Annotated in this window: 25 protein-coding genes; 7 read left to right on the top strand and 18 right to left on the bottom strand. The window is 44.3% G+C overall.

Annotation, left to right across the window (positions count from 1 at the left end; genetic code table 11):
- Positions 1 to 78: 78 nt before the first annotated feature.
- The 11 genes from MKY99_RS05730 to MKY99_RS05680 all read right to left on the bottom strand — a co-directional run bounded on the left by MKY99_RS05730 (position 79) and on the right by MKY99_RS05680 (position 11,415).
- Positions 79 to 2,307, bottom strand: coding sequence for a Tex family protein (locus tag MKY99_RS05730; protein WP_339269220.1), 2,229 nt, complete (start codon positions 2,305 to 2,307; stop codon positions 79 to 81).
- A 118-nt stretch (positions 2,308 to 2,425) separates the two neighbouring features.
- A complete protein-coding gene (locus tag MKY99_RS05725; RefSeq protein WP_076284029.1) occupies positions 2,426 to 3,625 on the bottom strand; it encodes an MFS transporter in 1,200 nt (399 codons plus the stop codon).
- Positions 3,626 to 3,796: 171 nt separating this feature from the next.
- Positions 3,797 to 4,405: a TetR/AcrR family transcriptional regulator gene (locus MKY99_RS05720; RefSeq protein ID WP_339269218.1), complete on the bottom strand. Its 609-nt coding sequence runs from the start codon at positions 4,403 to 4,405 to the stop codon at positions 3,797 to 3,799.
- 156 nt (positions 4,406 to 4,561) lie between these two features.
- Positions 4,562 to 4,912, bottom strand: a complete 351-nt coding sequence (locus MKY99_RS05715; RefSeq protein ID WP_042124727.1) for a type II toxin-antitoxin system PemK/MazF family toxin — start codon at positions 4,910 to 4,912, stop codon at positions 4,562 to 4,564.
- Positions 4,913 to 4,915: 3 nt separating this feature from the next.
- Positions 4,916 to 5,197, bottom strand: a complete 282-nt coding sequence (locus MKY99_RS05710; protein WP_025698676.1) for a CopG family ribbon-helix-helix protein — start codon at positions 5,195 to 5,197, stop codon at positions 4,916 to 4,918.
- 214 nt (positions 5,198 to 5,411) lie between these two features.
- Complete coding sequence (alr, locus tag MKY99_RS05705; RefSeq protein WP_339269216.1) at positions 5,412 to 6,593, bottom strand: alanine racemase; 1,182 nt, start codon at positions 6,591 to 6,593, stop codon at positions 5,412 to 5,414.
- 216 nt (positions 6,594 to 6,809) lie between these two features.
- Positions 6,810 to 7,895: a DUF4367 domain-containing protein gene (locus tag MKY99_RS05700; RefSeq protein ID WP_339269214.1), complete on the bottom strand. Its 1,086-nt coding sequence runs from the start codon at positions 7,893 to 7,895 to the stop codon at positions 6,810 to 6,812.
- 234 nt (positions 7,896 to 8,129) lie between these two features.
- Entirely contained in the window at positions 8,130 to 8,303 is a 174-nt protein-coding gene (locus MKY99_RS05695) for an aspartyl-phosphate phosphatase Spo0E family protein (RefSeq protein ID WP_076284026.1), read from the bottom strand.
- Between the two features lie 122 nt (positions 8,304 to 8,425).
- Entirely contained in the window at positions 8,426 to 9,826 is a 1,401-nt protein-coding gene (locus tag MKY99_RS05690) for a helix-turn-helix transcriptional regulator (protein WP_339269212.1), read from the bottom strand.
- Positions 9,827 to 10,082: 256 nt separating this feature from the next.
- Positions 10,083 to 10,841 carry a DUF3600 domain-containing protein gene (locus tag MKY99_RS05685; RefSeq protein WP_339269211.1) on the bottom strand — a complete coding sequence of 253 codons (759 nt, stop codon included), beginning with the start codon at positions 10,839 to 10,841 and terminating at the stop codon, positions 10,083 to 10,085.
- Positions 10,828 to 11,415, bottom strand: a complete 588-nt coding sequence (locus MKY99_RS05680; protein WP_339269210.1) for a sigma-70 family RNA polymerase sigma factor — start codon at positions 11,413 to 11,415, stop codon at positions 10,828 to 10,830. The genes MKY99_RS05685 and MKY99_RS05680 overlap by 14 nt, the downstream gene beginning before the upstream one ends.
- Positions 11,416 to 11,705: 290 nt before the next feature.
- On the opposite strand from MKY99_RS05680, the gene MKY99_RS05675 reads away from it, so the two are divergent.
- The 4 genes from MKY99_RS05675 to MKY99_RS05660 all read left to right on the top strand — a co-directional run bounded on the left by MKY99_RS05675 (position 11,706) and on the right by MKY99_RS05660 (position 14,926).
- The gene (locus tag MKY99_RS05675; protein ID WP_076284020.1) at positions 11,706 to 12,125 is read left to right on the top strand and encodes a MarR family transcriptional regulator; all 420 of its coding nucleotides are present in this window, start codon (positions 11,706 to 11,708) and stop codon (positions 12,123 to 12,125) included.
- A gap of 137 nt (positions 12,126 to 12,262) precedes the next feature.
- Positions 12,263 to 12,910 carry a hypothetical protein gene (locus MKY99_RS05670; RefSeq protein WP_339269208.1) on the top strand — a complete coding sequence of 216 codons (648 nt, stop codon included), beginning with the start codon at positions 12,263 to 12,265 and terminating at the stop codon, positions 12,908 to 12,910.
- A gap of 103 nt (positions 12,911 to 13,013) precedes the next feature.
- Positions 13,014 to 14,147: a copper amine oxidase N-terminal domain-containing protein gene (locus tag MKY99_RS05665; RefSeq protein WP_339269205.1), complete on the top strand. Its 1,134-nt coding sequence runs from the start codon at positions 13,014 to 13,016 to the stop codon at positions 14,145 to 14,147.
- Positions 14,144 to 14,926: a TatD family hydrolase gene (locus MKY99_RS05660; protein WP_339269203.1), complete on the top strand. Its 783-nt coding sequence runs from the start codon at positions 14,144 to 14,146 to the stop codon at positions 14,924 to 14,926. The genes MKY99_RS05665 and MKY99_RS05660 overlap by 4 nt, the downstream gene beginning before the upstream one ends.
- A 76-nt stretch (positions 14,927 to 15,002) precedes the next feature.
- Here MKY99_RS05660 and MKY99_RS05655 read toward each other — a convergent pair whose 3' ends face one another.
- The 4 genes from MKY99_RS05655 to MKY99_RS05640 all read right to left on the bottom strand — a co-directional run bounded on the left by MKY99_RS05655 (position 15,003) and on the right by MKY99_RS05640 (position 19,324).
- Positions 15,003 to 15,569 (bottom strand): histidine phosphatase family protein, encoded by a 567-nt coding sequence (locus MKY99_RS05655; protein ID WP_339269201.1) that lies wholly within the window; start codon positions 15,567 to 15,569, stop codon positions 15,003 to 15,005.
- A gap of 401 nt (positions 15,570 to 15,970) precedes the next feature.
- On the bottom strand, positions 15,971 to 17,269 hold the full coding sequence (locus MKY99_RS05650; protein ID WP_339269199.1) for an MFS transporter: 1,299 nt from the start codon (positions 17,267 to 17,269) through the stop codon (positions 15,971 to 15,973).
- Positions 17,270 to 17,350: 81 nt separating this feature from the next.
- The gene (locus tag MKY99_RS05645) at positions 17,351 to 18,502 is read right to left on the bottom strand and encodes a winged helix-turn-helix domain-containing protein (RefSeq protein ID WP_339269198.1); all 1,152 of its coding nucleotides are present in this window, start codon (positions 18,500 to 18,502) and stop codon (positions 17,351 to 17,353) included.
- Positions 18,503 to 18,646: 144 nt separating this feature from the next.
- Positions 18,647 to 19,324 carry a YjgB family protein gene (locus MKY99_RS05640; protein WP_042185456.1) on the bottom strand — a complete coding sequence of 226 codons (678 nt, stop codon included), beginning with the start codon at positions 19,322 to 19,324 and terminating at the stop codon, positions 18,647 to 18,649.
- A 232-nt stretch (positions 19,325 to 19,556) separates the two neighbouring features.
- Between MKY99_RS05640 and MKY99_RS05635 the strand changes: the two genes are divergently transcribed.
- From MKY99_RS05635 to MKY99_RS05625, 3 genes are read left to right on the top strand one after another with little or no spacing between them, the layout of a single operon-like run.
- Positions 19,557 to 20,135, top strand: a complete 579-nt coding sequence (locus MKY99_RS05635; RefSeq protein WP_339271510.1) for a sigma-70 family RNA polymerase sigma factor — start codon at positions 19,557 to 19,559, stop codon at positions 20,133 to 20,135.
- Positions 20,132 to 20,488 (top strand): hypothetical protein, encoded by a 357-nt coding sequence (locus tag MKY99_RS05630; protein WP_339245522.1) that lies wholly within the window; start codon positions 20,132 to 20,134, stop codon positions 20,486 to 20,488. Before MKY99_RS05635 ends, MKY99_RS05630 begins: the two co-directional genes overlap by 4 nt.
- Complete coding sequence (locus MKY99_RS05625) at positions 20,478 to 22,781, top strand: carboxypeptidase-like regulatory domain-containing protein (RefSeq protein ID WP_339269196.1); 2,304 nt, start codon at positions 20,478 to 20,480, stop codon at positions 22,779 to 22,781. Before MKY99_RS05630 ends, MKY99_RS05625 begins: the two co-directional genes overlap by 11 nt.
- An 86-nt stretch (positions 22,782 to 22,867) precedes the next feature.
- Here MKY99_RS05625 and MKY99_RS05620 read toward each other — a convergent pair whose 3' ends face one another.
- The 3 genes from MKY99_RS05620 to MKY99_RS05610 all read right to left on the bottom strand — a co-directional run bounded on the left by MKY99_RS05620 (position 22,868) and on the right by MKY99_RS05610 (position 24,857).
- Positions 22,868 to 23,677 carry an SDR family NAD(P)-dependent oxidoreductase gene (locus tag MKY99_RS05620; protein ID WP_042185448.1) on the bottom strand — a complete coding sequence of 270 codons (810 nt, stop codon included), beginning with the start codon at positions 23,675 to 23,677 and terminating at the stop codon, positions 22,868 to 22,870.
- A gap of 46 nt (positions 23,678 to 23,723) precedes the next feature.
- Complete coding sequence (locus MKY99_RS05615; protein ID WP_042185446.1) at positions 23,724 to 24,158, bottom strand: MarR family transcriptional regulator; 435 nt, start codon at positions 24,156 to 24,158, stop codon at positions 23,724 to 23,726.
- Positions 24,159 to 24,317: 159 nt separating this feature from the next.
- On the bottom strand, positions 24,318 to 24,857 hold the full coding sequence (locus MKY99_RS05610; RefSeq protein WP_052404175.1) for an RDD family protein: 540 nt from the start codon (positions 24,855 to 24,857) through the stop codon (positions 24,318 to 24,320).
- Positions 24,858 to 24,898: the final 41 nt, after the last annotated feature.

The raw sequence follows: 24,898 nt of genomic DNA, 5'->3' as shown, positions 1-24,898 counted from the left end.
TTCAATACCATTCAGTCAAAAGAAAAAGCCATCTACTCCTCACGAAGTAGATGGCTTTATTTGTTCACTTAGTTCACTTTAGCTAAGACTTCCTGCCTCAACACGCGGCGGACGCATGGTCAGGCTGACCCGGCCCTTCTTCAGGTCAACACCCATCACCCAGACGGTGACATTATCTCCTACGGAGACAACATCCATCGGGTGCTTCACAAAGCTGCCGCTGAGCTGGGATATATGCACCAGCCCATCGTTCTTGATCCCGATATCGACGAATGCGCCGAAATCGATCACGTTGCGGACGGTTCCCTGCATTTCCATGCCGGGAACCAGATCCTCGATCTTCAGCACGTCGGTGCGGAAGATCGGCAACGGCAGCTCCTCGCGCGGATCGCGGCCCGGACGCTGCAAGCTCTCCAGGATGTCGCGAAGCGTTGGCACGCCGACATCCAGCTTCACAGCCAGCTCCTCGGCATTTTGTGCCTCCAGCTGTGAAGCCACTTCTTTGCTGCCCAGCTTGTTTACATCGAGGCTTAGCTCGCGGAACAAGCGATCCACCACCGGATATGACTCGGGGTGAATAGGCGTGCGGTCCAAGGTGTTATCCCCTCCAGGAATCCGCAGGAAGCCGATACATTGCTCATAGGACTTCGCACCCAGACGAGGCACCTTTTGTAGCTGCTTCCGAGTCGTGAACTTACCGTTCTCTTCACGGAATTTAACGATATTCTTAGCAATCGTTCCATTAACGCCAGCTACGTAAGAGAGCAAGGCTGGAGATGCCGTATTCACATCAACACCCACATGGTTAACCGCCGATTCCACGACGGCCTTAAGACTCTCCTCCAGATGCTTCTGGGAGACGTCATGCTGATACTGTCCCACACCGATAGCTTTCGGATCGATCTTCACCAGCTCCGCCAGCGGGTCCTGCACACGGCGGGCGATAGAAGCCGCGCTGCGCTCTGCGACATCCAGATCCGGGAACTCCTCCTGCGCTAGCTTAGAAGCAGAATAGACACTCGCTCCTGCTTCATTAACGATCAGGTAGGCCAGCTCTGGATTACCAATTTCAGCAATCACTTCTGCAGTAAATTGCTCGGTCTCACGAGAGCCTGTACCATTTCCGATAACAATAAGCTGTATTCCATATTTAGCGATTAGTTCTTTAAACTTAGCAGCAGCTTCAACCTTCTTGTTGTTCGGTGGTGTTGGATAGGTCACGGCTACTTCAAGCAGCTTACCAGTATCGTCTACGACGGCTAGCTTACAGCCCGTACGGTATGCAGGGTCAACACCCAGCACACAGCGCCCCTTAACTGGCGGCTGCAGCAGTAGGCTACGTAGATTACCAGAGAAGATCGAAATCGCTTGGTTCTCACCCCGTTCGGTCATCTCCCCACGAACCTCACGCTCCACAGAAGGAGCAATCAGACGCTTATAGGCATCCTCAGTTACTGCTTCTAGCAGTTCCTTCACTGGGGATGGCCCTTTAATAATCTTCCGCGCAATGTAGGCATGAATTTTGTCAGTGATAACCTCAATGCCTACCTTTAATATATTCTCACGTTCACCGCGGTTAATAGCGAGTATACGGTGAGGTGGCATTTTGTGTACAGGCTCACGATAGCTATAGTAGTTCTCGTATACGGATTCCTGCTCTGCATCCTTAGCTTCAGACACAAGGATCCCCTGACTTGCCGTATATTGCCGAACCCAAGAGCGGATCGCAGGATCATCTGCAATGTTCTCGGCGATGATATCCAGTGCGCCTTGAAGCGCTTGATCTGCGGTCTCCACTCCTTTTTCAGCATCTATATATTTCACAGCCTCGGTTTGTGGGTCACCTTGTCTTTGCTGCTCCATCATCCAGTTTGCAAGCGGCTCTAAGCCTTTTTCCTTTGCAACACTAGCACGAGTCTTACGCTTCTGACGGAAAGGACGATATAAGTCCTCCACTTCCTGCAGCTTGACCGCATTGGAGATTTGTTCATGAAGTTCTTTGGTCAGCTTGCCCTGCTCTTCAATATTGCGGATAACGTCTTTCTTACGTTCGCCCAAATTGCGAAGATAAGCCAGGCGCTCTTCAATATCACGCAGCGCATTCTCGTCCAGCTCACCCGTCATTTCTTTCCGGTATCTGGCGATGAACGGAATCGTATTCCCCTCATCCAGCAGTCCAACCGTTGTACGCACCTGCTTCAGGCTAATGTTCAATTCCTTGGCAATCGCTACAGTAATCAATTCCTGCTCCCGCTGTGCGGCCGCCTCTTCCGTAATGACTCCCGTATTGCTGTTATCTACCGTCATTAGTATCCCTCTTCCCGTACACAATCTGCTTATACAATTCTTGTTCTCATAACTAAAATAGTATCACAGATCGGCTCTGTTCCAAAGTCCAGCCTAGAGAGGAGGTAGATTGGGTGGTTTACGCACGTTGTCCCATTCCCCTTTTTCCAGAACTAAGTGACAACATAAAACATAATGCTAGAACAAACGCCGCTGCCACATATGGAAAGTTAATACTTAGATCAAAAAGATACCCTGCAACGATAGGCCCTGCGATATTTCCAAGACTCGTATAAGCAGAGTTCATTCCTGCTACGAAGCCTTGCTGCGTTTCCCCCGCCATCTTGGATAACTGGGTGCCTACCGCTGGTCGAAGAATATCCATAGCCAAGAATACGACAAAGGTAATCGCACAAATCGCCCAGAAGCCACTTACAAACAGCGTCAACAGAATAAACATTGCAGCAGTTATAAGGCAAGTGGAGATTACCTTATTCTCGCCGAATTTATTCAGAATCCAGCCAAACGCGGATACCTGCACCACAGCACCGGCGATCGAGCCAAAGGTAATCACAAAAGCAATATCTTTAGGGGTAAAGCCAAATTTATGGTCCACGAACAATCCGAATACCGTTTCATAGTTAGCCAATCCAAAAGCCATAACAAATACAATAATTAACCCAAAAAAGTAAGGTTCACGATAAGAACGCATCAATTGCGTGAAGAAGCTCTCCTGATTATTTTTAGATAGCTTCGCTTCCATCCGTTTCTCTACAGACAGAGACTCAGGCAAGATCAAAACTGTGATTAGAGCTGCGATCCCAGCCGCACCAGCCGCACAGAAAAAGGGTACCCGCATGCCAAGCTCAGCAAGATAACCGCCAATCCCTGGACCGATAATAAATCCGGTAGTAATGGCTGCGTTAATAAGCCCCATGCCTTTCGCTCTCTCTTCAAAAGAGGTCGTGTCCGCTACATAAGCCATAACTGCTGGCATAATTAACGCAGCGCCTACACCACCGAGCAGTCTTGAAACGAACAGGAGCCAGGACACATTCGCCAGACCAAAGAGCAGCTCTGAAAAAGCAAACACGATCAGACCCGCAACGATCACTTTTTTTCGGCCAATTCTGTCGGATAACCTGCCCGCGAATGGCGATACTAATAATTGGGCAAGGGAGAATGAAGCCACTAACAGCCCAACGGTACTTCCTGTGATACCAAGTTCATTCATGTAAGTAGGCATGATAGGGACTACAAGTCCGATCCCTGTAAAAGCAAGAAAAATATTAAGCATAACAAGTAGCATAGCGCCCCTGTTTCTAAGTAGTAATGACATTGTGTTAACCTCCGTAGTTTCTAAAGCCAAGTCTTCAAATAGTTTCCCTGTAGAGACCGACCATCCGGTCTAAATTATAACAAAAAAATAGTCCTTCTAATCCGGTGCCTTTAAGAAGCTTCAGCCTTCTTGATTCCTGAATGTAAAGCTCCTTTCAAGCCCCATTATATCTTACCCCGTATATATCCCTTGTAATAACAATCGTACTGATTCCCGGTAATATTTTTTGATATCATCCGGAGTCTTTTCAGGAATAGAACATTCAGCAGCTCTTCCGATCCCTTCGAGCATACCATTTACAATAATCACATAATCCTCTAAATCACCCTTAATAAAATACCCCGTGTCCATGCCTTCTTTCAGAAGATCACGACACGCATGCGAGGCAGCCTCATATAAATGTGCAAGCCGCTTAGTGATTTCCTCCGGATGAACTCTGCTTCTTGAGAATTCCTCAAGTGCCCGAATCAACGGATTCTGAAAATCATTTGCATAGTGCTCGGCTAAAGCATATAAACGCTCCTGAACACCAACAATTTCATTCTTCTTATCTTCCCACGCCTGTAACCACTGCGCGGTATCCTCTTCTACCACAAATAGAAAAAGTTCATCCTTGCTCGGAAAATGATGATATAAGCTGCCCTTACTAACATTCGAGGCTACGCAAACTTCATTCATTGTTACAGCTGCATACCCCTTCTGAACAAACAGCTGTGTGGCTTTAAGTACAATTCGTTTCTTTGTTTCTTCTCCGTCTGAACGTCCTCTGATTCTAAGCACCTCCTAAACCGACCATACGGTCTAATACTATCAGATCATTTTGTAAAAGTGAACCCCTAATCCTTTTTTACCATGAGTTCGTAAAAATGCACATCAAAAGACGCCCGGATTCGTACCCGAGCGCCTATCTCATGGATTATCTATAACCCTGGGTGATTAAAAATCAATCAGTCCGAGGCTGATTTGCAGCGAATCATCCACCTTCTTCATAGTCTCATCATCAAGGTGGGTGATCTTGTCAGTTAAGCGTTGTTTGTCAATCGTCCTAACCTGCTCCAGCAGTATAACAGAATCTCTGTCAAAGCCATGAGCTGCTGCGTCAATTTCCACATGCGTAGGTAATTTAGCCTTCTGGATTTGGGCCGTGATTGCGGCCACAATTACCGTCGGGCTAAAGCGATTGCCAATATCATTCTGGATTACCAGTACTGGCCTTACTCCGCCTTGCTCAGAACCTACAACCGGCGAAAGATCAGCAAAAAAAACATCGCCACGTTTAACGATCAATGTCTACACCCCGCTTACTAAGCGGCCAAGAGTGCTGTCTGCATCTTCCTCCGCGAGGAACGCCTCGCATGCCATGGTCAAGTTGATCTTAGCCATTTCCATGTAGCCGCGCTGCATGGACTCCCGGATAGAACGTTTCCTCCGTTCGCTCAAATACAGCTTCATGGCCTGCCTAATCAATTCACTCCGGTTGGAATTCTCCAATTGAACAATTCCGTCCACTTCCTGCAAGAGATGATCGGGCAAGCTGATCATGATTCTTTTGGTGTTCTGCAAATTGGCCACCTTCTCTTCCACCCCCACAAACCTTCTGCCCTTGTGTTCCAGTGTTGCAATATACAAGGAATTTTATACAAGGAATATATGCCGCCAGTATATCAAGTATGCTGCATCCCATTATAAACTAGAAATGGCGGTTCGTATAGGCTTTTAGTCATATCTCCTAAAACGATACAATTCCTTCTATTTTCTCCCTTGAATAACATCACTGTCAAGAACTTTAAGATTGTAACAGAGCATTTACTAATTTAGGAAGTGTGCCTTCACGGATATAAACGCGCGGCACCCGATGAGCCAGCATGCAAATTACCTCGTAGTGAATCGTTCCAAGATGGAGAGCCAACTCGTCTGCCGTGACCATCACGTCAGCTTGACGGCCGATGAGTACAACTTCTTCGCCTGCTTTAATTTGTTCCGCTTCTTCAGCGAAAGATTTGAGTGATACCATACACTGATCCATGCAGATTGTTCCGACGACAGGAACGCGGCGTCCACGTATTAACACCTCCGCTTTGCCAGTTAGCATGCGGGAATATCCATCTGCGTACCCCACAGGTAACGTTGCGATAATCTCCTCGCTGTCTGTGAAGTACCGAGTGCCGTAGCTGACGCCCCAATGAGAAGGCAGGCTCTTCACATATACAACCTGCGTCTTCAGCGTCATTACCGGATGTAGTTCTACCAGCTGACGGTTTACCTCAGTTGAGGGATAAAATCCGTACAAGCTGATGCCTACCCGCACCATGTTGCTGGATAAATAAGGTGAATCAATGGCCGTAGCGCTATTGCCCGTATGTATGATCGGGATCTGAATGTTCTGCTCCCGCAGCGTTTCCGCCACGCTCATGAACCGTCGATGCTGTTCCAGTGTATAGCTTTTGTCTAGTTCGTCTGCCTTGGCAAAATGGGTAAACATACCCTCCAGCTCCGCCTGCGCAACAGACTGCACTTCAGAGATAAATGCGGGTGCGTCATCTGGTAAAAGACCCAGTCGCCCCATCCCGCTATCAATCTTGATATGCACCTTCAGCCGATGTTCCGGATCTATAGGAAGCTGTCTAACAGCCTCTAATACTTCCGGTGTGAACAGTGTTACAGTTACATGGTTCTCCCAGGCAACGGCTATTCCTTCTGGAGAAGTGTAGCCAAGCACCAGTATAGGAATCAGTATTCCCGCCTGACGCAGCTCCAATGCTTCATCCAAAAAAGCCACACTAACATAATCTGCTCCGAGTCTTTCCAGTTCCCGTGTCACTTCCACTGCTCCATGGCCGTACGCATTTCCTTTGACGCATCCCATAAACTTTGTCTCTGCCGGCAAGTAGCGGCGAAAGGCTTCGTAATTGGCACGCAATTCATCCAGATTAATTTCGGCTACTGTCGGTCGATAGCTTGCTTGCACTTCAAAGTCACCTTCTTACGTTGTAGTAAAACGTCATAGCTGTAATGATCATTGTCTTAGTACTCATGGTAATGCTACGGAAGGTGGCTGTCAATGTGAGCTCAGTTATCTTTTCGCTTCAGTTCAAAGCGGCTGGAGCGCTGGCAAATATAGAAAGGCGGATACTACGTTGTAGAGGAAAGAATCCCACAAAACGCAGTATCCGCCTACTTTATATTATTTACCCGATTGTGCCTCCATAGAAGCGGCAATTTGCATCATTTCGTTAACAGGAAGATTAGCACTTGTAATTCGATATTCTATACCCTCAGACATCCAAGTCAAAGTCTGCTGCTCATCACCACTCAGAAGTCCTGCGGTAAAACCAAGATCTATCAGCGTTCCAGGAGCCAATGCTACTGCACGGTCCAATGGACGGGCTTCCATAATGGTGTATTGATAAACCCCATCATACCGGATGAGAACAGCATGATCCTTGTTCCCCTCCATTTTATGGGAGTCCTTCAACTCGACACCTGCCGGAACGTACCCCGGTTCGATAATACCAAAGTCACCCAGCTCAGCAGCGACAGGTTGCCCCTCTTGCTCCTGACCCTCAGGAACTACAACCGGATTTCCATTTTCGTCAACCTGAGCTACTGTACTTTCTGAAGCAGTACCTGTAGTCATATTCTTTTGCATATCAAAGGAATCCTTAGTGAAATCTGTATCGAATTTAAAGGTGTCAAACTTCACGTCTACAACTACCTTGGCTTCAGAATCAGAGACTTGAACCTGTTTAGGCTCATAAGTCTTTTTATCCAGCCAAATCTTCTGCCGCACAAGGGCATTGCTCTGATAATTCGCAGCTACCTCAAACACATAGTTATCTCCATCTTCCACAAATTGACGATTGTTATCTGAGACGATGCCCCGAACTAGTGTCTGATACAAATAAACCTGACCTTGATTGTCCGGCCAATCACTCTGGAAGCGGAAGCTCTTATTCATACTTGGTGTAAGTACGAACACTCCCTCATCATTACGAAGCACGATCTGCGTAATATCCTTCTGTACATTCGCCAAGCTGATCCGGTAATAAGAAGGATTCTTATACCATACCTCTACCTTATACTCCTGCGGCTGCTCGCCGGTGAATAGGGTCATAATGCCTGAAGCTTGATACGTTCCCTGCTTACTCTCCAACTTGTCGGCCACATTGTTCAAATCCTTGACCACGGAAGCGGCATCCTTCTTCCCGCACCCCGTCATCACCAGGGCCACGCTCATAATGATCGCGAGTACCCATATTGTCCGGCGCATGACATCATCCCCTTAACCTGTTTTGAATGCATTGATTAGTACATGTCTATGAGGGACTTGGCCGCAATATGCAGACGGGCATGACAAGCTGGGAGTTAGATTTATTTTTTAGGAACATACAAACAAAAAAAGCCCACGCATAGCGCTGGCTTTATGTTTTATACAGAAATGTAATAACATTATGTAGGTCTTATCTTTTGAATAGAGAGAAAATTATACGATCAGTTTCTTGTTTCAACTCTCATTATCACTATGTATTGCTTTATTGTACTGATTGATTAATTCATCCAACCTCATCGACTGTCTGATCACATTTGGATGTAACAATCCACCGTATTCCCTTTCCATTAAATAAAGTTTAGCTCTAGCACCCTCTATTCTCTTTTGGATAATTTCTGGATTATTCATTACACTACCTCCTCAAATTAATATACTAGAGGTATATGTCAAATTCTATATTTTACAAATAAGTGCAGTACTATAAAGAAATGATTCTAATAAATACTAGAAGGAAGGTAATAATTACGTTACTATGCACTGCTAACAACAAAGCCATTTTTCTTTTCGTTGATTCGCTGCACCTTACTAATTAGGTTTCGGTATTCTTTTTGCGTTTCTAAAGATACCGTATGACGAAGCTCTTCGAACATTCCAACACATTTTATAATACATGATTCGCTATTGATTTTTACTGAATATTCTAAACTTTCCATTATATACTTTATACTAATCTCATATTTATTTCTTCTTATATAATAAAACGCTATCTCAGCCATCAAGTTGGTATATCTATCTTCAAAGATTTGTTGATTATAGGATCTAAACTCTAGCTGATGACGGTCTTTACAATCTGATATTTTTCCCTCAAACTGCAGAAGAATATCATCCACGTTAAATCGGTAATAATTAGCTGCTTGAAGGATTTTGAACAGACCTGAGAGGATCTCTTCCTCCCTTTGTTCAAGGTATGCCACATATTCCGGCAGCACCGTTATATCCCCTTTTAAAATTCGCAGCAAGTTAATATTAGCCCGTGCCCAATCCATGCATTGATTCATAAGCTGCAAAGCTTCTTCCGTGTCTTCCCGAATCCAGTTCATATCCATATACATGTTAACATAATGTAAAGCCCTATCATAATTTCCTAGCTCTCTATAAACTACTGAACGTAACATGTAAGAGTATTGAATATATGAGAATAGTGGTATTTCTGGTTCCTTTTGAAGCCTGCTTTTTCTGGCACGGTCGTATTTAGCATGATATTGAATTGTTGCTTTATTCCCCATTTCCTTAGCCATTGCCATTACCTTGTCCCAATGTCGTAAAGCACTATATGTATTCGCCAAATCTTTCAGCGCATCAAGCTGGTCCACCTCATCAAGCCGGTTAACAAATCCTTCAAATTGCACAGCTGCTCGCAAATTAGCATCCCGATCTTCACCCAAAGCGATCGTGAATAGCCTGTATTGGCAAAGGGCCAGCCGCTCTGAATGTTGATACTTCTCACTCTCAGCCACACTCTGATATAACATCGCTGCTGCTTTGTGCTTCCCTAGCGTAAAAAAATCTTCTGCAGTATCAAATAACGAAGGCGTATAAGATAAGCTATCCATCATGATCCCAACTACCCGTGCAATACATTCCAGCTTATCCAGCTCTGCACAGCGATATAGAAATGGCCGAAGACGTCTCCAATTCGGATTGGAGTGAACAAAACACTCATCCACATACAAATCATAGTAGCAGCCTTCTTCTAATCCCATACCTTCTGTAATCCGATCTAATTGTTGCATGGCTATCGGGCGATTCCCATTGATGATATTACTGATCGTGCCTGAATTTACCTTAGACACCTCTGCGAACTGATTGATCGTTATCCCCTGCTTCTTGAGATAGTCTGCCAGTTCTGCACGAATGGTCATCTGCTTCATGATCAAAGCCACCTTCCGCCAACATAATTCATAGATAAGCAAATAGCATTTTAATAAATATATGTCTAATTATTCCAGTGGTCAAATACTTTTTTTCTATTCCTTTTTATTATGCAATTATTCGGTGATCAATGTATAGACTTTAGATTAGTAAAAGATAAAAACCACCAGAATACAAGGTGTAATAGACCTTTTCTGATGGTTTTTCTTATGATATTACTATCAATAGTTATTCAATACATGCATTTAAATTCAACTAGGAGCTAGGTTTAATCATCATATCCAGCTTTTTAATATAAGGATCTAGCGTTTCAATTAACTTCTCTTGGTTTTGAATCTCTTCTTTCGAAAGCCGATCCATATGAACACTCCCATCTGCATCAAATACCTTAGCATCATAGCTTTGTAAATCTACGATTAATCGTTCGATCTCATCAAACTCTTTTTTAGTAAGCCTCTGTTCAGCTTTTTCAAGCAATCCATTCCAGAAAGCATCACGATCTACGGATTGCACTGATTTCTTTGATGTTTTCGCTTCATTTATTTGTTCGAAATAAGGTTCAAGCTTAGCCTGTAACTCTTTATATGCCTTCTGGTCCTTCGCACCTAACTGTTCTAGGTGAAAGACGCCTTCAGCATCGGCCATTTGTAGATTATAAGCTCCCAATTCCTCTAGTAAGGACATCAGCTTTGTGAATTCCTCTTCGTCAAAGCTTTGCTTCGCGTTTTGCAGTTTGGCTTCAAGCCTGTCATATTGTTGCTGGGTTACTCCTATCGTAGCAGCAGTTGCTGGGGATCCATACATGTTGTCTGCCAAATAATGATATCCGGCATAAGCTCCAGTAGGAATTAATAGTGCAGCCGCCATAATACTTGCCACGAGCCATTTCTTCATACGTCTTCCCCCTTGTTTGGCTACGGCCCTATTTAATATTTGCTCCTTCAGTTCCGGTGGGGCACTTATATTTCTCGCCTCTTCCTGCAGAACTGTCCGTAACTCTTCATTTAAATTCATGCAGGTCCTCCACCTTTCCCTTAAAAAGAGTATGATTGTCTGGCTTCTGACGAAGCTTCTGCAGTGCAGCGTGAATACGGGATTTCACGGTTCCGAGCGGAATACCCAGTATCGCAGCACTTTCTTCCTGTGAATATTCGTTTAAATAATGCAGAATAATCACCTGCTTCAGCTTAAATGGAAGACGACCTACACTTGCTAGCAGGCGGCGGTTAGATAACCTTTCCACAACATCACTCGTGAAATCATGCTCCAGCATTAGATCTGTTTGTCCTACTTTTTTTACCATTCGGAGATGTGTCCATCTCTTTCTTCGATAGGTATGAATTTGCCGCATGACCACTCCCATCAGCCAAGGCTTAAAGGGGCGGTTTACGTCAAATTGTTCAAGAGAACGGTGCACCTGAATGTAAATCTCCTGAACGATATCATCCACATCGGAGGTTTCGCGAACGAGGAAATGAACGGTCTGATACACATCCCGGATCGTTGCTTCATATAGCTCACCATACGCTTCACGACTGCCGGCTAGCGTAAGCGCAATGAGCTGAGAATATTCATTTGGATGTTTCATCCGTCTCAATCCCTCCTTCGGTCTTACACTATATATTGGTAAATCAAAGAGATATCGTTCGATTTATTTTAACGAATTTAACCCAGCCTTTTGAGCTGCATCAGGTTCAAGTGGTTTGACCGCCGTTATGGACCAAGCACCACGCGCTCTGGCATCACTCAAACTATCCTTTCCCGCAAAATTTACTTAGCTAAATAAATTCGCCTGTAAGAAAGAGAGAACCCCTTAACTTGACAAGCTTATTATAGCTTCTATATATTTTAGGAACTAAAGTAAATTGGAGCGTGGCTATGAGCACAGAGCAAGATAAACAATATGCTATCCATAAGGTTATGGAATCTATGGCAAATGTGCAGCAGAAATCCCAGTTCTTCATTGATATGATCACCAAGCAGGAGACCCTGACTCACAATCAGATCCTACTGCTGTTCCAGCTCAGGCTTATAGGTAGCTTGAACATTACTGACATCTCCGAACGATTCATTATTACACCAGGAGCCGCTTCCTCGATGTGCGATAAGTTGGAAGATGCCGGTCTTATCGAACGTGTGCGGACGAAGGAGGATCGCAGAGTCGTCAACATTGTCCTTACAGAACAAGGGCATCAGCGGATTCTCCATATCTTTGAAGCCTTTCCTACCTCGGATTTGGATAAAATCTCAGGAACCTTAGAACAAATAAATGTGCTAATGGATAAAATGATGAACTAAAAGCTTTTGGGTTATATATGCTGCCTGTCAGGAAACTGACGGCAGTTTTTTTATGTCCAAAATACTATATTGACTATATATTATAATAATTATATATTTTAATCATTAAAATATACTTCGAAAGGCGGCCCCTGTAAATGTCCAATGCTAATGATCTTTTTGAACGCCAGGAAATGATCGGTCCACCGCTGAAAGTAAGAGGTTCACTGACCCTCAAAGAAGATGTTCGTGCGGATAGCATCGATGTTGTCGGCCATTTAAGTGCACAGAAGAATGTTACTACCGCTAAGTTAAAAGTATCTGGTGATTGTTCGATTGGAGGTCATTGTAGAGCCGAACAGGTTATCAATCTAGGAGGTCTACGAGTTCAACACATCCAGGCACACAGACTGCAATCGTCTGGATACTTTTCTGCAGCACAAGATGCTGCACTCGAAACCTTTTATGCCGAAGGTGCTGTGAAGATTCATAGGTTAACTGCTGAATCATCCATTGAGCTACGTTTAGGAAACAGAAGCACAATCAATGTCATAAAATCTAGCGGTACCATTACTGTTAAGCCATCTTTGAAGCTAATGAATGCGCTAATCCCCTACTTCCGGAAGCTTACCTGCAAAACGATTGAAGGGACTAGCATCATGTTATATCGAACGACAGCAGATCTCGTCTGCGGTGAAGATATTGTCATCGGACCGGGTTGTTCTATTGGGGAGATCCGCTATACCAAAAGTCTAACGGTAGACCCTAAATCACAAGTTACTCGGACCGTATTTTTAAATAAATAGCAAACGTAACAACCTTGTCTCTGCTTTGTTTACAGAAAGTGACCTACTACGCGCTGATTTAATCTATACTTAAGAGGATTGGACTTAATCCTCGGAGGTAATTATGAATAAAATCATCGTAATCGGAGCTATCACGCTCTTTTTAGCCGGATGCGGAGCATCGGCATCTATAGATATGGATACAACAATGGCAATTAACCAAACACAAACTACTGAAGCACCACTGAAACTAATCGTTGATGGAGAAACCGTTCTTCCTTCTCTCCCACCTTTTTTCTCAGGTGATAAGGTCTATGTACCTGCAAAAGTACTCATGGAGTACTACTCATCTGAACAACAATGGGATAATGCTACGAAAACCTTAACCATCTCTGATGGAAGCAGTAAATATGTTTTGAAGCCAGGTAATGAGTATATGCAAGGTGACGGTTATCAAAATGAGCTGGGGGGACCTGCAATTCTACGAAATGGTATTTTTTATATTCCGGCAGACTCTCTAAACTCTCTCTCTGGTGCCACTGCGCAGCTGAATGCCTCGCAAAATGAAGTTTCCATTACATCAGGGGATGTTAGTACTACCGTAAGAACACCCAGCGAACCTCTCGCGATTGCTACAGAAAATAACCAAGTTAAGCTGTATACTGCCCTCAAAAATGGCGGTACCTACGAAGGATTTGTTGTAGAGGTGAACGGTAACAAGCATACGTTTAATTGGGAAGCACCAAGATTGTTAGGTTACACTCCTGAGATTCATTATGCCGATATAGATCAGGATGGGCAGGAAGAAGTTGTTGTCATACTGTGGCTAGGAACAGGTACGGGCTTGTCTATGCAGGAGCTTCACGTCATAAAGCCTGACCAGTGGAAAGAAATGAATATACCATCCGCGGATAAAGCTGTCTCAGCATTTGTTACCTCAAAAATCTCCAATGAAAAAGGCGATGCCTTAATTCAAATTCAGGTAAAAGGTTCAACTCCATCTATGGTTACTATGCGATATCCGGATCGTGGCGAGGATGGCAATCTTGGCGAAAAAGCCGGGATTGGTGCTGTGACTTACTACATGGTGGAAGAAGGCAAGCTGAAAGCTGAGACCAATGTTTATATCGGATTTCTGGAGAGTATTGGCACATTAACCTTTTCCTACAGATCAGGAAATGATGGAATGGAACCTGAGTCCATTCGTTTTGAGCCTCATGAGGAGTATGCCTCTTATGTGGTGGGTAAGCAGCTATGATTGATGCCCATATACATTTAGAGCAATATGAGCCTGAGGTTTCGGAACAAATGTTGAGTGAGTTTCCTAACTTGGGGATCGAAGCCCTGATTGCTGTCTCCATGAATTTAGACTCTTGCGTTCGCACTCAAAAGCTTGCCGCTACCTATCCCGGAGTGGTACGTCCAGCTTATGGTTTTCATCCAGAGCAACCCATACCGCAGAAAGCTGAGTTATCCTCTTTGCTGGAATGGATTGAGCGTCAAGCCCGGGAGGATTTCATCGCTGTAGGTGAAATTGGACTGCCTTATTATTCGCGTGCTGAAGCGCTGGAGCGCGGCGAAGCTTTTGATATGGAGCCTTACATTCAGCTTCTTGATCAGTTGCTTGAGCTTGCCGCCCGTATAGATAAACCAGTGGTCCTGCACGCTGTCTATGAGGATGCGCTGATTGCCTGTGATCTATTAGAGAAACATGGTATAAAGCGTGCCCACTTCCACTGGTTCAAGGGACCCGAAGAAGCCATTGCCCGTATGATTAAGAATGGCTACTACATCTCTTTCACCCCTGACATCCTTTATGAGACGGAGATCCAAGAGCTTGCCCGCCGCTATCCCCCAGAGCTTGTCATGGCGGAGACCGATGGTCCTTGGCCATTTGAAGGACCTTTTGCGGGTAGAGTCACGCATCCATCTATGATTTCTGATGTCGCCGCTGCTTGGGGAGTACTGCATGGCTACACTTCCAGCCAAGCAGAAGAGATACTGACTGCGAATACTAAGCGATTTTATAGCTTGTAAATAAACAAAAGGATGGTTCCTAGCGAATGCCAGGCCATCCTTTTGAATAATCACAGCTTTATCCCAATTTGGGAGTTCACAACCTCTCCACACCCATTAACGTTCCGCCTGTGAATTCCATTCTATAAATATCCGGCTTTGTAGTTTGTAGTAGAAAATCCAGATCATATTTAGCGTCAAAATAATTCATCATAAGCGTCATGACTGCACCGTGAGTGCCAATCGCAACCTTTTGCCCACTGTGTTGTTTCAGTATATCTTGCAGCACGTTAACTGATCGCTTCTGACACGCATAAATGGACTCTCCACCAACCGGAACAAAATTTGGATCAGCAAACATTGTTTCCAGTAATGGATATAGCTCCTGGTCAGGCATGATCATATTTCCATCCGAAAAATGGATTTCCCGAAGATCTTCAACACTTTGAATCTCTGCCCCTAACTCCTGCGCCAAGCCAGAAACCGTATGTATAGCCCGAAGATATGGACTTGAATAAAAGACTTGAATTCCTTCGAGACGTAATTTTTCCGTTAATTTACGGGCATCCGCCTCCCCCTTCGCTGTTAATCCACGTGTTCTCTCAGTTCCTCCGGGCAGCTTGGGTGACTCTCCATGCCTTACCATATAAATAAAAGTTGTCATTCTTTCCCCTCCTCTACCTTTACATTTCTCGTATTCTATCCGAACTCCTTCATAAAAAAAGCCCTTACGGGCAAGAATCGATCCTAGCGAGCTAGGAAATCTCTTAATTGCACTCTATACAACTATTAAGCGGAAAAAGTGGTCTGCTGAGCAAATAAGTGTAGTTTCTGCAACTAAAAACCATCATTTCTACCCCAAAAGAGAAAAAATCAATTTATAGCTGCACTAAATACAACTAAAGTTCGGCTTGAACGATGGAACAGCATTTAATTGCAGATTCTGCAACTAAATGCTAGGTAAGCCCGCTAGATGTCTATGCTACTCAAGCCTTCTAGTCTGGCTAGTTTGCCTGACCTTCACTCCACACCTTCGCAAGCTTATTTATGATTAAATCTGCAGCCTCAAGTTTCCATCACTTTAACCTTACCCGGTTGCTCCGTTGAGCTATCACTTTTCTCTTTCTGCACAGGCCACAGCACGCGGCCAAATACTATCCCCAGCACACCTATCAAAGCGATTACGATACCAAAGTTTAAAAAGATTCGACTAGGCCCAGCAGCCTGAACCAGTATTCCACCGAGGAGTGGAGCGCCAATCATAACTCCGCTAAGAATGGTACTTTGAATACCGAACACACGCCCTGTCATGTGCGGGGGAGTTTCTTTTTGTAAACAATAATTGAAGGTAATCATAAACATTCCGTTTCCGAGACCCAGTACGAATCCTAGCAGCAGTACAGGAAGGCTAGTGACGCCTGGCTGAAGCAGGCCAAGCCCTCCGACCGATACACCAATAAGTGCATAACCCGTACCTAGCTTCCAACCGTAGCCTGTTCCCCGGTTCATTTTGTTCATGACCATGATCATCAATATTGCACCCACACCAGTTGCCGCGACAAGCCAGCCCAGCATAGATTCCTGAGCAGGTGCGATAATTCTGAATAGACTTGTAAACTGAAAATCGATCATCTGAATAGCTAACGCACCAACTAAACCGAATAGCATGCTGTTTAGCAGCAGTCTGCTGCGCAGCATAAAGCTCCAACCTTCCTTCCACATCGTGCGGAGAGAAACATGCTCCTCTGGCCCCCCCTTGCTCTCTGAGCTGACTTGTCCTGCTTCACTATTTTTAACAGTAAGTAGGAGCAAGTAAGAACAGCCTCTGAGACAAGCATTGATCAAAATACACCACTGTGGCGTCAACACAGACAATGCAAAACCACCCAGTAATGGCCCAGCGATTTTGGAACCCTGATTTACGATTCCATTAAGTGAAGTGGCTTGAAGCAGCTGATCCTCTCTAACCATACTGCGGGTCATCGACTGCTGGGCAGGCACATTTAACGTCGAGATAGCAGCACGCAACATCAGTAAAGGGAGTAGCCACACCATACTGGGAGCGAAAAGAACTAGTACTGTTAACAATGCCGTTAGTAGGTCACACATCCGCATTAGCTTTAGCTTATTTAGTCGGTCAGCGGCTACCCCCGCCACGGAGCCGAGCAGAATCCCAGGTAAAGCTATGGAGACTGGAATCAAAGCCAGCATTAACGGACTAGCCTGCCAGCGGTACCCTACGAGTACTTGAATCGCCAGTGCATCGAACCAATCCCCAAAAGTGGCTGTCGCATATGCGCTGTACACACGCATATACACTTTGTTTTTTAGCAGACTCGTTCCTGCTTGTGATGAAGCATTCATCGGACATTCCTCCAAGTTACGATTAAGAACAAGAACATATGAAGCATGATCTTAATGTAACGGAGAATTGTCAGAGAATTATCAGAGAGCTGTCACGATATTCATAAGCACGTTTTCCAAGGATTGCTCCAAACGATGGAATCCCCGCTCTTCCTTCTCTTGTTCAAATAAATCTGCATATTTCTGATGCAAAGCTGACTGGGGAGAAAACTCGTTACAATAGTGAACAATTCGGTATAACGCATATATCCGCATCGGCACGAATCCTGACATCTCTAGCACCTGAAGCGCCTCATCCAATAACTGCTCTGCTTCACGCCAAGACTTGCGCCGTAGACACCACAAGCCTCTTGCAACTTTATAACTGCCGATCTCACGCAAAAAAGGTTTCTCCTGCAAAAGCACTTCAATGTCTTTCGCCATCCGCTCCAATTCCTGATCTTTTGTCCCCATCCACAAGTGTACGAGCATTTCGGAAATGGCCGTTACAGGAATGAAGTTCTCATACCCAGGCTCTTTAATCACTTCATGCGTTAGCTTTAATCGTTCTATTGCTTTTTCCGGTTGCCCGGCCAATGTGTACAAATCCAGAATATTAAGGATCTCCATTTCACGATGCTGGGGCGGCAAAAGAATCTTTTTCTCAAGGACTAGCTCACAGAACTCTAATTTCTTCTTCGGATCACCCAAAAATATATAACAGATCATCAAAGAATAGAAACGCTCTTCAATCTCAACTTCCTCTGTGTTCAGAAGCCATTCCAAATCTCCCTGCACAAAATGAATATAGATCGAATAGAACGGATCCATTTCATAACCCAAAACATCCTGTTGTCGCGCTAAGGTTAACATGGATCGTCCTTGGCCGTATTGATGATATTTTACGAATACCTCCCGCATCGTCTCTTGCATCTTTGCGTCATATGTAGTCGGATTGGTCATAGTTACTGAGGGTTCCTGCATCGTCAAACTATAGCCAAATCCACGAACAGTCTTAATATCCAAGCCTTGTAGCTTGCTAAGCTTTTTACGAAGGCGATAAATATGATCATCAACCGTTCGCTCTACCGGGTATTCTAGCGGCCACACCTTATCCAACAGTTGTTCTCGACTGAACGTACGCCCTCTATTTTTGTACAAGAACTGAAAAAGCGTAAATTCTTTAGGGAATAATTCGATCGTTATCCCATCTCCGGTCACTTTATATTCACTTTCGATTAATTCCAGCTGCATGATAGAACCTCTCTTTCCCCCGAATCCGCTCATTGGTTACATTATATCAGCCCATCCAAGGCGTACTCCAGATTAAAAAAAACATACAAAAAGAGCAACCCGCAGATTTCTCTGCATGATTGCTCCTTGCACCCATTGCCGTTCTTATCCAGCCATATTATTAATGGAATCCTGTTCACTAAAAACAGAGATGTGACCTACCTTACCCGTCGAGTTTGGAATAATGAATTTCAACTGGAATTGATCATTGGCTTGATAAGTGTAGATCTTATCCTCGCCATTTACTTTGGTATCATCCGGCTTGCCCAGTGTGGACTCGATCTGTTTCAGTGTTAGCTCTTGCAGCGCAGCATCACTGGAACGAACATCGAAGATTAGGCTCCCTTTATTGAATCCGAATACGACATGTTCATCAGTGTAGGTAGCATAAATACCTTTTCCCGCTGACTCTTGTTGATCAGGTTTACCCCAATCAGCTTCTACCTCATCAATTAGTCCGGTATGAGCAGCATATTCAACACCGGGCACCTTGCCCTTTTTAGCAAGCTCAAGTAATTCTTGAAGTTGTTTGTCGCTATTCTGCGGATTCGCATTCGCTGTATCTTTATTAGTCTCCGTAGGGGAAGTGGTCGCTGCTGGTGCGGTTTCCGAAGGAGTGGTTGATGGGCTAACTTCTGGTTCTGCGGTTGCTGTTACCGTTTCAGTTGGCGCCGTAGTTGGGGAAGCAGAATTAGCTTGCTCATTGTTCGAGCTGCATCCAGCTAATCCAATCATTCCTGTGAGCAAAATAGAAGCTGCTAAAAATTTAATCTGTACCGACATGATGTCATCTCCTTAGTAGGTTAGCTCAAAACCAGCTTGCAAAAAAATGGAACTGAAAATATAGACGATACTGAAATGAAAAAGTTTCATCAGCCAAGGAGGGCTTGGCTTGGTCTAAATATCATTTACCCAAATCTGCTGAACATCAATAAATTACGGGACATCATCTCGGGAGATACTCCCCCTTAGTAAAAATATTCCACACAAACGCAACCTTAATCCTCCAAGCCGCATCTTATTAGTAAAGGGAGGGGAGCTTCATCTGAATATTATAGAGAGAATCAAAGCAAAGGATGAGTCAGCTCTCCGCCTATTGATGGACGATTACGGCGATATGCTGCTCCGAACCGCTTGCTTACTGCTCAAAGATCGACAGAGTGCCGAAGAGGCGGTACAAGATACTTTTATTCAAGCCTATGCCAAAATGAATCAGTTGCAGGATCCGGAACGGTTAAGGGCTTGGCTCATTCGCATCGTAGTCAACCGCTGCCGCATGAAGCAACGGACTTGGAGCTGGCGTAATATTTTCCCCTCGGGTGGGTCAGAGCTACAAGCCAGCGATGATGCGGGCTTCACTGCCGGGGCAGAAGAGCTTTTTATGGTGGAATGGCATAATGTTAGACTCGCCGAGTTCATCAGGAATCTCGATTATGTATACCGCGAATGTCTGACGTTATATTACTTTCATGAGATGAGCATCCGTGAAATTTCCGAGCAATTGAATACACCGGAGAATACGATTAAATCCCGGTTAGTTAGAGGACGGACACTCTTAAAAAAGATGTTGGAGAAGGAGGGACATTTCTTATGAATACGGGGAATACGGAGAATACGAAACGCGAAGCTATCAAGCAACAGCTAGATGAAGAACTACAACCCATACACTTCGAAGGACATGAACGCGTCCTCAAGATGACCCACCCTCCAACCTTTGGAGCCCGTCTCTTGGCTTTCTGGAATAAAGAAATCGAGATCCCTGTGAAACCTATAGGCGCGATTGGTGCCATTATTCTAGTCGTATCATTGACACTGCATCAACCAGAGGTTAAACATCAACCACAACAAAACGTCCAACAGCATCCGAACCGTGAACTTATTGAGGCTGGAGGTAATACGTACTGGAAGGATATCTATGATCAGGCGGTGAAGAGACATGCGAATTAAGATCAAAGTCAAACATCTAGTGTCATTCGTGCTACTCCCTGCCTCCCTGCTCATTCTTCTATTTAACTTTCTGCCCTCCTCAAAGGCACAAATGGAGGAAAGCCCAGCTATTCAATCTAACCTGGCCCGTACAGAACTTCTGAAAAAGCTAGAGTCTACAACTGGCAGTAAACGTATGGAGCTTATTCAAACAAATATCATCGATAAGGAGCACGGCTACGATCCCTACAGATATGACGTAAATATTGGCCCCTCTATGAGTCAGTGGAATCATGATGAACCGAGTATTTCCAACTTGCTGTCAGAGGATAAAATCGCGTTGCTTGAGGAATACATCCTTGATGGGCCAGCGAATAATACACGTATATTTGCGGTTAAGCTGCTTGCCTACGAATATGATGCTCTTGGTCGTAGGGACGACGGAGATCAAGCGCTAAACACCGCCGCGAAACAGTTAGACAGTAATTCTAGCGTGGCAAAAGAACTGGCGCTGCTTCAAGCAGAACGTGCCCTGAATCGTGGGGATACAACAGCCGCTGAATCTATTCTTGAACAAACTACATTTCCATACGAGAATCAGAAAGATTTAGAAGCGCAAAAAGCATGGCTTACCGGGCGCCTGCTCTTCACGAAAGGCAAAGCGCAGGAAGCCCTTGCCGTAGTAACCAATGGCTTGGAGAGCTACAAAAAATACTGGCAGGATATTCATAAACAAATGAGTCTTGTCATTAGTAACTCTGATAAAGACAGCGAAGCAGCGGGCTCATCATCAAGTTCAGCACCAACGATTGGCACTTCAGAAGCCGAAATGCAGCTTGAAGCGCTAATATCTGCCATTCAGTCAGCTGTAGATATGGGAAGTACCTCAACAGCTGTCGTATCTGGAACCCTAACCCGAAGCGATGGGACACCAATCTCACGCGCAGGTATTTTTCTCCGTGCTGAAAGCGAGGTTAATCACAGCATCACAGCCGCTGAACCGTACCGAATCGTAACCGACAATGAAGGGCGTTTCGAATTCCACGGTGTGATTCCGGGCTTCTATCAATTGCAGCTTGGACTTAGCTATGATCAGATCGACGGATGGACTTGGCCTGTACAGTATGACGATTGGATTGAAGTTAAACCGGATGATAGGTTGAATGAGAGCATTGTTCTACAACCTCTGCTTGAGCTTCAGTCTCCTATTAATCAGGAGACGATAACGGGTCAATCTGTAGATTTCCACTGGAAGGCTGTTGAAGGTGCAGCTTACTATCGTTTAAGCGGTGGGGTCTCGATGGTGGGGAGTTCCTTCAGTTCGCAGATTCGGGACCATATCACGGACAATCAAGTCTCTATTCCAGTAGATGAACTCTATTACAACAGTGGTTTCTCCTACGGCAGTGGCGGAGAGGGCTTTGAATCGATTGATCCTCTATCTTTTCTCGTGTTCATGAATCCTGAAGCACGCTTTTCTTGGAATATCGAAGCATTTGATGCGGATGGACATCTGCTTACCCGCAGTAATGGCTACAGATTGAACGAAGACACCGTTGGTAATCTGCCCTTCTTCTATCTCAAGGAACGAGAATTAACCACAGCCGATAGACTATTGCTAAATAAGAAACCTGATCAAGCCATAGAAATGTACCAACAGAATGTTGCCGATGATCCACAGGATGCTCATGCCCTGCATATGCTTGTGAAGCTGATGCTCGCTAAATCCTCCCTGACGAAGGATGACTCATTAGAAGATCAGGCGATTCCGCTACTCCAAAAGCTCATACAGTTGCATCCTTATTCTAATTATACCTTCACGTTGACACAGTATTATTTTGACCATAAGGACTGGAAATCTTATAACGAATTTCATTCCCGCTACAACGAGTTAAACCCAATCGAATTAAACAGTTATGTACGCTCTATAAACGCCGTAGCTCTCATGCATCAAGGCAAGCTTACAGAAGCTCGGGAGCAATTTGCTATCGCCTTAGAGCATGATGACAGCCATCGTTTTATTGGCAGCTATTTGGCGGCAGAATTATACGCTGGTGAGTCGCTTTCTTCTGTAATGACACTGGCTGAGCATTACCCCGAACACAGCTTTGGTCTTAATGGGTATCGTTGGCCACAAATGATTAAACAGCTCATAGCTGAACGAACAAAACAGCCTAACAACTTTGACCAAGAGCTGAAGGAAAAACTCGGATGGTATGTAAATGGTCAGACAGATGTTTTGAAGCAATGGATCGAAGGGGCAAAGTCCTCCGCATTGAAGACCTTTATGCAAGCTGTTGAAAAGGTAAGCTAACTTAGCCTAACTCACTTATACAAACAAAAATCCGGTCCCTCTCGATTAACACGAGCATGGACCGGATTTTTTAATTACGCATGATTTTATTTACCTTTAGCTTCCATCATGTAATTCTGGAAGTCCGTAATGCTCGGATTGGACATATAGTGACCACCCTCTACTTCAATCGTTTGACCAGTAATGAATTTAGATTCATCCGATGCCAGGAACAACACTGTGTTTCCGATATCATCCGCTTCTCCATGGTAAGGCAGAGCGTTGAACTTCTGAAAAATATCCAGCACAGCTGGCGGCATATTTCTTGCAGCCGCAGGTGTTAAGATCAGGCCCGGAGCCACTCCGTTGCAACGAATCTTATCTTTACCATATTGTGTGGCGATGTAACGAGTTAGGTTCACAACAGCTGCCTTAGAGGAGCCATAAGCCGTGCGCAATGAATCTCCAGCAAATGCTGACATGGAAGCTGTGTTAATGATCGAACCCCCGCCCGCTTTAATCATATGTGGAATGGCAAACCGGCTGCCTAACAGAACACTTTTGGTGTTCACATTCATCAAGCGATCCCATTCTTCCAAATCTATGTTGACGACATCTAGGTCTTTTTGCAGATTAGTTAGACCTACATTGTTAAATAAGACTGTAATTGTGCCATACTGAGCGACTGTGAAATCAACAGCTTCCTTGATCGAATCCGCTTGGGATGCATCCAGGAAAAGACCTTCCGCCTCTCCACCTTCACTTTTAATCTTAGCCGCTGCTTCTTTGGCAGCCTCTACATTAAAATCAGCGATGACAACTTTGGCTCCTTCTCTAGCCATTAAAGTAGCGGCTGATAAGCCAATACCTGAAGCGCCTCCAGTTACTAATGCAACCTTACCTTGAACTCTTCCCATATTCATACCCCTTTATAATGTGATTAAGATTCTTAGATGACTTCATTTATGTTTCAGAGCTATCAAAGCTCGTTAACAACTTTTCATAGATTTTCAAGAATTGCTGCAGTTCTTCTTCATCGAGCTTCTGAAACATTTCAGCTCGGAGCTCCTGCCCTTTTAGCTGTGCTTCCTTCAGTACATCTCTGCCTTTGTCCGTGATAGACAGCAGTACATTTCGGCGATCATCCTCGTTATATTTGCGCTCGGCCATTTCCTGCTTAATTAAGCGATTGGCAATATTCGTCATCGCCCCCGGCGTATAACCTAGCTTCTTAGCCAAAGTAGTTTGCTTCTGGGGACCCTTTTTATTCAATTCTCCCAAGACGAGAACAGGAGATATCCCAATATTGTGGTCAAAAGCATTCATCCATCGAACAATAATTTCATTCGTGAATAATTCAACTGCATGTATGAGTCTAAAAATATCTGGGTTTTCCAAGACATCCTCCTTAGATATTCATAATTATTGGCTGCTTCGACATATATTTTAACACTAAAATATTTAATAGTAAATTGTTTAACAGTAAAATATTTAATAGTAAATTGTTTAACAGTAAAATACTTAACATTAAAAAAAGGATGCTTATAAAAGCATCCTTTAGATTGCGGATTTATCAACAACATAAGTACCAGCCATCATATCGTGAAGCGCCCGTTTACGGGGAGTAAATGCGACAAATAGATAATCCACAAGCATGATGAGGCCAAGTATTTTACTGAGGTCAGTAGCTAAAGGTGCCCATAAATTAAGAGTGGTGGAAATCACAGTGAGATCGTAGAGGCTTACGCCAACAATCATTGAAAAAATCGTACTAATGATTCGGAAAATATTTCGAATTAGAGCTTCCTTCAACGTTGGGATATTCCCTTGCTGATTGACAATTTTCATCTTTAAAACCAGCTTCCCAGGCGTTCCTCCAAATCTAACGATCATAAAAACATCAAACACGACGAAGAAAATATACTCAAGGATGATGGGAATCTCCGAATGCAAGGATACAGCTAATGAATTGAATATCCAGTATACAATAACCGCAGGTATCAGAATGATAAGGAGATCAAGAATAGTAGCGAGAACTCTTTTCCAAAAGCCTATGAAATCCTCCTGTTCCAAACGTTCAACCTTATAATTATCCATATTAGGGCCTCACTCTCTATGCTTACTTTATTCATTCATCC

The organism is Paenibacillus sp. FSL R5-0470, assembly GCF_037975205.1.
GTDB lineage: Bacteria > Bacillota > Bacilli > Paenibacillales > Paenibacillaceae > Paenibacillus_AQ.
The sequence above is the reverse complement of the archived record's forward strand: the minus strand, read 5'-3'. Positions and strand labels throughout refer to the sequence as shown.